The organism is Pseudoalteromonas sp. Isolate3 (assembly GCF_022398505.1).
In the GTDB taxonomy this organism is placed as follows: Bacteria; Pseudomonadota; Gammaproteobacteria; order Enterobacterales; family Alteromonadaceae; genus Pseudoalteromonas; species Pseudoalteromonas apostichopi.
Map to the genome: position 1 here is coordinate 1 of NZ_JAKEVN010000168.1, position 5,830 is coordinate 5,830.

The 5,830-nt window shown below is 41.4% G+C and carries 5 protein-coding genes; 2 read left to right on the forward strand and 3 right to left on the reverse strand.

Annotated features, from left to right (window positions below; translation table 11 throughout):
- The first annotated feature begins 41 nt into the window (after nt 1–41).
- Entirely contained in the window at nt 42–419 is a 378-nt protein-coding gene (locus L1D46_RS19445) for a hypothetical protein (RefSeq protein ID WP_054561783.1), read from the forward strand.
- Between the two features lie 30 nt (nt 420–449).
- On the opposite strand, the gene L1D46_RS19450 is transcribed toward L1D46_RS19445, so the two are convergent.
- Nucleotides 450–926, reverse strand: a complete 477-nt coding sequence (locus tag L1D46_RS19450; RefSeq protein ID WP_130051213.1) for an HPP family protein — start codon at nt 924–926, stop codon at nt 450–452.
- Nucleotides 927–1,025: 99 nt separating this feature from the next.
- On the opposite strand from L1D46_RS19450, the gene L1D46_RS19455 reads away from it, so the two are divergent.
- On the forward strand, nt 1,026–1,568 hold the full coding sequence (locus tag L1D46_RS19455; RefSeq protein ID WP_239978070.1) for a TetR/AcrR family transcriptional regulator: 543 nt from the start codon (nt 1,026–1,028) through the stop codon (nt 1,566–1,568).
- A 43-nt stretch (nt 1,569–1,611) separates the two neighbouring features.
- Here L1D46_RS19455 and L1D46_RS19460 read toward each other — a convergent pair whose 3' ends face one another.
- Both L1D46_RS19460 and L1D46_RS19465 read right to left on the reverse strand, forming a co-directional pair.
- Nucleotides 1,612–4,797 (reverse strand): amidohydrolase family protein, encoded by a 3,186-nt coding sequence (locus L1D46_RS19460; protein ID WP_239978071.1) that lies wholly within the window; start codon nt 4,795–4,797, stop codon nt 1,612–1,614.
- A 107-nt stretch (nt 4,798–4,904) separates the two neighbouring features.
- On the reverse strand, nt 4,905–5,729 hold the full coding sequence (locus tag L1D46_RS19465) for a M90 family metallopeptidase (RefSeq protein WP_130051210.1): 825 nt from the start codon (nt 5,727–5,729) through the stop codon (nt 4,905–4,907).
- Between the last annotated feature and the right edge of the window lie 101 nt (nt 5,730–5,830).

Consider the following 5,830-nt stretch of genomic DNA (forward strand, 5'->3'; position numbering starts at 1 on the left):
TATATATTCTTAATCTGTGTTTACAACGTATAGGGTCTCTGATGAGCAAACTAGACAAAACAGAAGTGTTAAATGCCTTCGAAGCAGCATACGAAGCAGCGAATGGTAAGAAACCTGAAATCACAACAAAACCTGGTTGGTATAGCATCGACGGTGGCAAAAATATGCGCCTTGCTGATGTTGCAGCGCTGACTGAAGAGCTCACTTCTGGTAAAACAGCTGAGCCTAAAGCAGAAGAAGCACCAAAAGCACCAGCGAAAAAAACCAAAACTAAAACCGCTGCGCCGGCTAAAACAGCTAAGAAAGCATCGTTCACTGTTGTTACAGCAAACGATGATGGTTACAAAGCTGAAGAGCTTTGGATTGTTAACCTAGCTGAAAAAGACCACGATTGTCGTTTACCGCGTGGTGTTGTGTAATTTAATTACACTTAAAAATTTTAAAAACCGCTACTCGTTAGCGGTTTTTTTATGCCCATTCAACTGAATATTTAATAGCCATTGACTTAAGTAACCAAATAACACAATAAACACAGTTCCAATCAGTACGGGCATCACTAAAAAATCCCAACTTTGTAGAGATTGCATAATCAAAATTGGGTTAGCGCCTGCTGCGGGATGAATTGTATCTGTCAACATCATCAGGCTAATTGCCAACCCTGTGGCTAAAGCAATTTCAACAGGCCCTACTCCAACATAATTTACAAATACAACGCCGATTAAAGCAGTCAAAATGTGCCCGCCGATGACATTCTTCGCTTTCGCTAAAGGACTGTGCGGTACACCAAACACCAGCACCGCAGTTGCACCAAATGGCGCCATCAACCAAACACCATAATTTCCTAATTGCTGCAAATACGCTAAAACAAAAATTGCCATACAAGCAAATATGCCAGCAATAGCAGCTTTACGAAATTTATTTTCCATAACACCTCCAAAAGTAGACCGAGTTGTCTACCTCGCAAATGGTAGACAACTCGGTCTACTTCTGTCAAGCTATCATTAGTCACCAAATGAGGCTTTGTTATGGATAAACGAACACATATTATTTTGACTGCCCTGTCACTTTTTTATCAAAAAGGCATTCATAGTGTGGGAATAAACGAAATTATTAATGTGGCTGGTGTCGCCAAAAAAACCATGTACCACCATTTCGCAAGTAAAGATGAATTATTACTTGCGTGCCTTAGTGAGCGACATAACAGATTCTTAAATTGGTTAACGCATGCCACCAGCAAGCTAAACACTGTTGAAGAATTTAAAGTAGCTTTGATCAGCTGCCATGAAGCTTGGTTTAATTCTGAGGTGACTGAGTTAGGTGATTTCAATGGCTGTTTATTTATTAACACTGCAGCCGAGTTTCCTGATCCTACTAGCCTGATAAATCAAGCCTGTAAAGAACATAAAATGGCCATACAGCAGTTAATTAAACTGCGCCTGTCATCGTGTAATAATATGGAAAGTGCGCAGCTGGACACGCACAGCCACTATTTGATGACGCTTGTAGAGGGCATGATCTGCCAAGCAAAACTAGTAGGAATTAAACTGTTTCCTCACTTAAAACAATAAAAAAGCGGCACTATGGCCGCTTTCAGTTTAGATTTTTGCTATGTTAGATTTTTTCAAAATATAACTTTTCGCGTTTTTTCTCACCCACTTCGTTCATGGTTGCAGCATCAAATAGACGACCATTAATCATGGTGTAATCTATTTTATCTGTATCACGAATGTTAGTTAGCGGGTTACCGTCAATAACGATTAAATCTGCAAGTTTACCCGGCTCCAGAGAACCGATGTTGTTATCAAGGCCAATGTATTTAGCAGGATCTAACGTTGCTGCACGAATAGCTTCAAGTGGTGTCATACCACCTTGCGCAAACATCCAAATTTCCCAATGTGCCGCTAAACCTTCACGTTGACCGTGTGCACCTAAGTTCACTAATACACCTAAGTCCTGTAGCTCTTTAGCAACACGGGCATTGTTAAAGTGATTATAGTGATGATCGGGAGCCTTAACACGACGCATTGAACGAGGTAAAAGTTGATTCTTTGGTACAAACTTACTTAAGCGTGGGTGATTCCATACATCTGTCTTGTCGTACCAATAATTTTCACCCCAAATACCACCGTAAGCTACACCCAATGTCGGCGTATAACCAACATCGCTTTGAGACCAAAGCTGGCGAATATCATCGTATATATTGGCTACAGGAATTGAGTGTTCAATACCCGTATGACCATCAACCACCATAGTTAAGTTGTGCTGCAGTAATGATCCCCCCTCTGGCACAACCATCATTTCAAGTTCACGGCCTGCTTCAATTACTTGCTGGCGCTGTTCACGACGCGGTTGGTTATATGATTTAACACTAAACGCGCCCACTTTCTTTAAGCGCTCAAGGTGGAACTTAGCATCTTCTAGCGAGTCAATGTGCGATGTATAACCTGGCATATTCGCACCATATAAAATGGTACCCGTAGAGAAGATACGAGGGCCGACAATCATGCCTGCTTTTTGCATTTCACTTGCAGCAAAAATCTCAGTGGTGTCGTTTGATGGATCATGAATCGTTGTCACACCTAACGCTAATCCAGCTAAGTTCTTCCAGTTTTGCTGTGGAATGATCTCATCGCTACCTTGCGAGCCATGTGCATGCGCATCAACAATACCCGGCATAATTGTTTTACCAGTCACATCAATTACTTCTGCGCCTTTAGGAATATCAACACTGTCTTTACTACCTACAGCTTTAATATGCTTACCGTCGGTAACAATAACGCCGTTTTCAATGACCTGCTCACCATTCATGGTAATAATCCGCGCGCCAGTTAACGCAAATACAGATTTAGGCTCCGCCATGGTTTTTGTAAAACCGATATTGTCGCCACTTTTAACTTTAAAATCAGTCTCAGCATTTTGGTTAATATCAAATAAACCCGCTAGGCTTGCATGATATAACTCAGGGCCCAAGCTCCAATAAAGTTTATCGCTTGTACCACTCCAACTGATATTTTCACCCGCACGAACAGAGAGCTGCTCAATTGGGAATTGGCTATCTTTCGGGCCAATATTAATGGTTTTACCACGTTCAACAAATGGCGTGACAAACACTTTAAATCGCTCTGCAAACGCTAAGTATTTACCATCTGGTGATACTCTAAACTCTGTTGCATGCTCTGATTCATAAAGTTTACGAATTTGTTTTGATTCAAGTTCAACAACGCTTAATGTTGGTTTTGGCCAAGGACTCATCACATAAATACGGTCGTTTGCTGCACCAAATTGTGGTTGATAGCCTGATTTAGTGATAAGCGTTGCTTTACCGCCTTTAGCACTTACTGAGTAAATACCTGGCTCTAATGACCATGTAGGATTAAGAATACTGCCGCCTGACGCTTTACGGTAAACAACCGTTTTGCCATCTGGGCTAAATGTTGGCTCTACATATTTACCCGGCTCTTTGGTAATAGTATCGCCACGACCACTACGCGCAGATACAACACGTACTGAGCCCTGCTCATTATCATCCCATGTTGTGTAAACAATTTTCTTTCCATCACGAGAGAACTGTGGGAATAATTCAAAGTGATCGTCTTGCTTAGTTAAGCGCTTCACTTTGCCAGACTCTAAATCACGCTTATAAATATGACCTAGCGCTTCAAATATAGCCGTTTCACCATCTGGTGAAATTTGTACATTGCGCAGCATTTTCACATCAAAAATATCGCTATCGATGTTTTGTGTAAAACGCACTGCTTTTTGAATTTGCTTATTGGTTTCAACTTTAAATGGAATAGTCGAAACAGACTTATCATCGACATCTAGCTTATGGATAGTACCACCAGCCCAAAATACCAATTGTTCGTTATCTGGTGTCCAAGCGATTGTTGGATATACGCCATGAATAGCCCATGTCTCTTGCATATCGCGCTCAAGCTCGCCATACAGCTTAGTATGCTCACCGGTGTGAAGGTCATATAAGTACAAGCTTGTTTGAAAATCATCACGCTTGATGTAAGCAAGCTTTTTACCATCTGGCGAAGGTGTAGGACGAATAGCCCCGCCCATGCCATCGATAATTGTTTCAATATCGCCAGTTTCACGGTCATAGCGTTTAATTTTATAAATACCCGCTACAGAGTCTTTAGAGTAATGAAATGTTTTACCCGGCGTTGCATCATGAGAGAAATAAACATAACGCCCATCTGGCGAGAACATTGGCTCACCTAAGTCTTTTTGGTCGTTTTCGCGTGCAGTTAGCTGTACACCTTTACCACCCGCTTTATGGTATAGCCATACTTCACCTGCACCCAAAGAGCGGCTTGCAGTAAAGTGCTTACGAGCCACTAAGTAGTCTCCATCAGGGCTCCAAGCTGGGCTATTTAATAAACGAAATGTTTCATTCGTTACTGCCTTTTGGTTTTCACCATTTAAATCCATAACCCAAATGTTGTCGCCACCACCTTGGTCTGAAGTAAATGCAATGTGCTTACCATCAGGGCTAAAGCGCGGTTGCATTTGCCATGCTATATCACTGGTTAATTGCGTTGCAGTACCACCAGACATTGGCATGGTATAAATATCGCCGAGTAGGTCAAACACGACTGTTTTACCATCAGGGCTAATATCAACATTCATCCACGTGCCTTGCTCAACACTAATTTTAGCGTCTAAGAATTGGCCTTTTGGTGCGTCTACCTGCCATTTGTCATCATTTGATTGCTCAGCTGCAGCCACTTGCCCTGTTAAAGCAAGTGAAATCGATACAGCAAGCGCTGTATGAAGCATTTTCTTCATTGAAATCTCACTTTTTTATTGTTTTGCTTATATGCACACTTTTAGGATTGCACCAAATAGCATAGCAAGATTCCAGTGATTCGTGTTAAACAGACGTAAATAGTCGACTAATGCCACGCAATCGGATCAAACTGATAAAAGCCAACCAGTAAATGGTATATTTCTGGGTCAAACTGTCTGAGTTCAGCAGGCTTTTCTAAAAAGGTTTCAGTAATAACAGCAAAAAACTCTGCCTCATTGGTCGCGCCATAGCTGTGAATAACATGAGGCATGCCATAGGCTAAATGGGTTTTTAATTGATTAAACGCACGGCTAAATACTTTTGCCCACTTTTGGTAATCCTCATTACTCGAAAGCAATGGCGTGCCTGTAGTTTTGCCGGTTTCTTGGTCGAGCTGATGGGCAAATTCATGAAACACCAAATTATGACCATCACTTGGCAAGCGATTCCCCTCAAGGACATCATGCCAGCTCAATACCAGCGTTCCGCCCGGCCATGATTCACCTTGTCGCACAGTATTGTGATAACTGACAAGCCCAGCATTATCGCGGGAAGTTTGTGGTGCATAATAAGCACTAGGGTAAAGTAGGATTTCTTTTACATTGCGATACAATGGCCACGGTTTATTAAGCACTAAAACACAGGCATCTGCCGCTACAATCAGCTTCATTGCATCATTAAGCTCAAGGCCATCACAACCAATAAAGCGTTTTTCATTTAAAAACCAAACGATGTGACGCTCCAGCTTTTCACGATCGGCATCCGTCATCTTTCGGTAGATAGGCATATATTTTAACAGCAGATTTTTTTGCTGAACATTGAGGGAGTTATTGAGGTATTTTTTCTGCCAAAAGTGATTACGGATGTCGTCCCAGCGCCAGTAACACACAACAAAAATTATTAAAAAAAGTATCAAAACCAGGTTAAGCATTACTATCGCCTAAAAAACAATCTTGATACTTTAATGTGTGCAAACAAAAAAAGATCAATTGTTTACACACATTTTTATTTTCAGATTGGCTAATCTAGCGC

Coding starts and splice junctions, on each gene's coding strand:
- L1D46_RS19445 (WP_054561783.1), top strand. CDS start 42: ATGAGCAAACTAGACAAAACAGAAGTGTTAAATGCCTTCGAAGCAGCA.
- L1D46_RS19450 (WP_130051213.1), bottom strand. CDS start 926: ATGGAAAATAAATTTCGTAAAGCTGCTATTGCTGGCATATTTGCTTGT.
- L1D46_RS19455 (WP_239978070.1), top strand. CDS start 1,026: ATGGATAAACGAACACATATTATTTTGACTGCCCTGTCACTTTTTTAT.
- L1D46_RS19460 (WP_239978071.1), bottom strand. CDS start 4,797: ATGAAGAAAATGCTTCATACAGCGCTTGCTGTATCGATTTCACTTGCT.
- L1D46_RS19465 (WP_130051210.1), bottom strand. CDS start 5,729: ATGCTTAACCTGGTTTTGATACTTTTTTTAATAATTTTTGTTGTGTGT.